The sequence below is a fragment of the Aeromonas sp. QDB30 genome, assembly GCF_027707645.1.
Taxonomy (GTDB): domain Bacteria; phylum Pseudomonadota; class Gammaproteobacteria; order Enterobacterales; family Aeromonadaceae; genus Aeromonas; species Aeromonas caviae.
In genome coordinates, this window is the sequence record NZ_JAPCIY010000150.1 from 1 (window position 1) to 2,548 (window position 2,548).

Sequence of the window (2,548 nt, forward strand, 5' to 3'; positions counted from 1 at the left end):
TTAAAATCGTACTTGGAGCCGTTCAACTGATCGAGACTTGATCAACTTGTGCAGAGAATGATCATGCGTCGGCCCTGGTACGGTCATGCTCTATGAGCATACCATGCAGCGCTATTTCGAACCTCTGTTTATTGGTATTCCGGTTGAACAGATCCCGTTTTCGAGCTGGCTGGAGTGGTTTGATAAGATTGGCAAGAAAAAGCCGAAAAACGCAGGGCATTTATTGCGCAGGTTAAAATCCATTCTTAGTTTTTGTATTCGGCGTAATCTCATTGGCGGCTCCCCGGTGCTGCAATTACGCACCGAAGATGTGGGCTCTCAACCTGAGAGAGGCACTCGTGTGTTGACCATGCGTGAACTTGCTCAGATTTGGATTGCATTTGAACAGAGCAGGGCCAGCCGCGGATTAAAATTGGCAGCCAAATTGGTGATCCTGCTTGGCTGTCGTAGCGGCGAGGCATTGGGTGCGCAGTGGAGTGAGTTCAATATGGAGGAGCAAATTTGGACGGTTCCCGCTGCTCGAGCCAAATGTGGTGCGCCAATACGTCGGCCTATTCCTACGGAAGGTGCGAATAAGTCATATGGCACGAGAGCATTTACTGGTAACCCATTGATATTAAATGACTAAAATTTTCATTTTTTGTTCGTGGGATACTTGTTCGCACTTTCCTTAGACAAAGCTCGTTATCGCAGGCGAAATGTGGTCGAGCGGTGCTTCGGATGGCTGAAGAAGTTTCGCCGATTCTCAACGAGATATGAAAAGCTGGCGGGAAGTTTTGCTGCTTTTATCAAGCTGGCTTTCTGCCTTCGTTACTTACGAGAGCTATTGGTGGACAGAAAACCAGCATTTTGAGAACACAGCCTAGTTCCGGAGAAACTATTGATGTCAAAGCTACTCCTTATGGCTGCAACCTTGGTTGCAAGCAATGCGGTGATGGCCACTACGGTTATTGATGTAAACGTAATGGTTCCTAAATCCATCGTTGATCAAGATGGTGCCGAAAAAGTGTTTAACACTATTCACCAGCGCGTAGCGGCTATGGACGAGTATTACACTAGTCAACGCACCGGCATCGTCAAAAATGGCAATCCTGAGAACCTGCATTTCGAGGTGAAGCAGATCCTCGTTATGAGCGATACCGTCCTGAACCCGACGTGTAAAACAGGCTACTCAGCCGCGGTTGTTCTGCTCAACGAAAAGGTTATCGGTGTTCGTAGCTCTTATGGCCCGAACTTCGGCATCATGGCGCCTCCGCTGTGGGACGGTGTATGCACCAACGAGCAGGACATTCAAGACCTGACCTTCGCTGCGCACAGCTCTGGTGCCGATATGTGGATCACCACCAAGGGCGGCCCAGATGGCAAGTTTGATGGGATGGCTACTTCCGGCGCTGATTTAATGGTGAGTCGTTATGACACCACCCCTGATACCTACGCACATGAAGCATTCCACCTGTTCGGCGCAGAAGATCTTTACAACCGTAAAGGTGCAGAAGGATTCTGCGACCAAGGGGGCATCTGGGCTGGTCGTCTGATGTGTGGTTACGGTAACCTGACCAAGAACAACATGTTCGGTGGCAGTCCTTCCGCCATTGACAAAGGGGATATTTACTCGTACGGCCCAAGCGAGAGATATTTGCTCCAAAACTTCTACAACAACCCTGACAGCCCTGATGCCGCTCGCCTGTTGACGATGCCTGATGGCAACCTCCGTGCTTACTACGGATGGACAAAAGGCACAGGTGCAGGCGTCATGCCGAGTGCAGACGTTGCTGACCGCACTTTCACCATGAAAGTAGACGGCACTGCCCTGACCAATGCGAAGCCGTACATCGATGTTACCATCACTGCCTCTGGCACTGATGCTGCCGGTAAGCGTCTCTCTGTAGAGCTGTAGAGCTGTAGAGCTGTAGAGCTGTATAGCGAGTCTGGCAGCGCGGTTGTGGGCCAGCACTACAACGATGGTATCTCGCAACTGGTGCGCTTTGACCCGACTACAGGCCAAACAGCACTCGATGCGGCAGGCAATCCGACTTACACAGTGCGTGTGACCGCCCGTGATCTGGCGTTCGTTGGTGCCAAGAGCTTCACCCTCGGTCTGCGTAGCGGTACTGGCGGTAAGGTGATTACCAAGCCGATGGCCATCACAGTGCAAGGTACCAACACTGATAATGGTGGCAAAGGTGGTGAAAATGGCGGTGGCGGTGGTTCGACAGGACCGATTTCATTGCTGACTTTGGTTATCTGCGGGTTGGTTCGCCGGCTTAAAATGTGTTGATAAGCCTTGTACCAATACCCTTTTTCATCATTATGGCAAGGTGGCCAAGCTGCGTTGGCATGGTGAGTCGCCAAAGCACCCAGATGTTATGAGTGTTGCCGGGAAAAATTACGGGCGTCCCCAAAATACGAATTCCGATTAAACGATTTATTACAGTCAAGGCCCCCGCCATGTCGGGAGCCTTTCTTATTTCTATCCGACATTCCGCACCTGATTTAGGAATAAATTTGCCGATAGCGCTCACCCAATACCTCCAAAATGATCTGCTGG

4 protein-coding genes and 1 pseudogene are annotated in these 2,548 nt (G+C 50.6%); 4 read left to right on the top strand and 1 reads right to left on the bottom strand.

Annotation, left to right across the window (positions count from 1 at the left end; all coding sequences use genetic code 11):
- Positions 1-103: 103 nt before the first annotated feature.
- The 4 genes and pseudogenes from PG896_RS20745 to PG896_RS20760 all read left to right on the top strand — a co-directional run bounded on the left by PG896_RS20745 (position 104) and on the right by PG896_RS20760 (position 2,278).
- Positions 104-628, top strand: coding sequence for a tyrosine-type recombinase/integrase (locus PG896_RS20745; protein WP_270836173.1), 525 nt, complete (start codon positions 104-106; stop codon positions 626-628).
- Between the two features lie 36 nt (positions 629-664).
- A pseudogene (locus PG896_RS20750) lies at positions 665-853 on the top strand (transposase); the annotation flags it as partial.
- Between the two features lie 30 nt (positions 854-883).
- Positions 884-1,897: an SVAGG family GlyGly-CTERM protein gene (locus PG896_RS20755; protein WP_270836174.1), complete on the top strand. Its 1,014-nt coding sequence runs from the start codon at positions 884-886 to the stop codon at positions 1,895-1,897.
- A gap of 45 nt (positions 1,898-1,942) precedes the next feature.
- Positions 1,943-2,278 (top strand): GlyGly-CTERM sorting domain-containing protein, encoded by a 336-nt coding sequence (locus PG896_RS20760; protein ID WP_270836175.1) that lies wholly within the window; start codon positions 1,943-1,945, stop codon positions 2,276-2,278.
- On the opposite strand, the gene PG896_RS20765 is transcribed toward PG896_RS20760, so the two are convergent.
- A partial coding sequence (locus PG896_RS20765) for a hypothetical protein (protein ID WP_270836176.1) occupies positions 2,265-2,548 on the bottom strand: 284 nt, incomplete at its 5' end. The two genes, PG896_RS20760 and PG896_RS20765, sit on opposite strands and share 14 nt — an antisense overlap.

What these genes read in the sequence shown, in the direction of transcription:
- PG896_RS20745 (WP_270836173.1), top strand. Translation starts at nt 104, where the DNA reads ATGCAGCGCTATTTCGAACCTCTGTTTATTGGTATTCCGGTTGAACAG.
- PG896_RS20755 (WP_270836174.1), top strand. Translation starts at nt 884, where the DNA reads ATGTCAAAGCTACTCCTTATGGCTGCAACCTTGGTTGCAAGCAATGCG.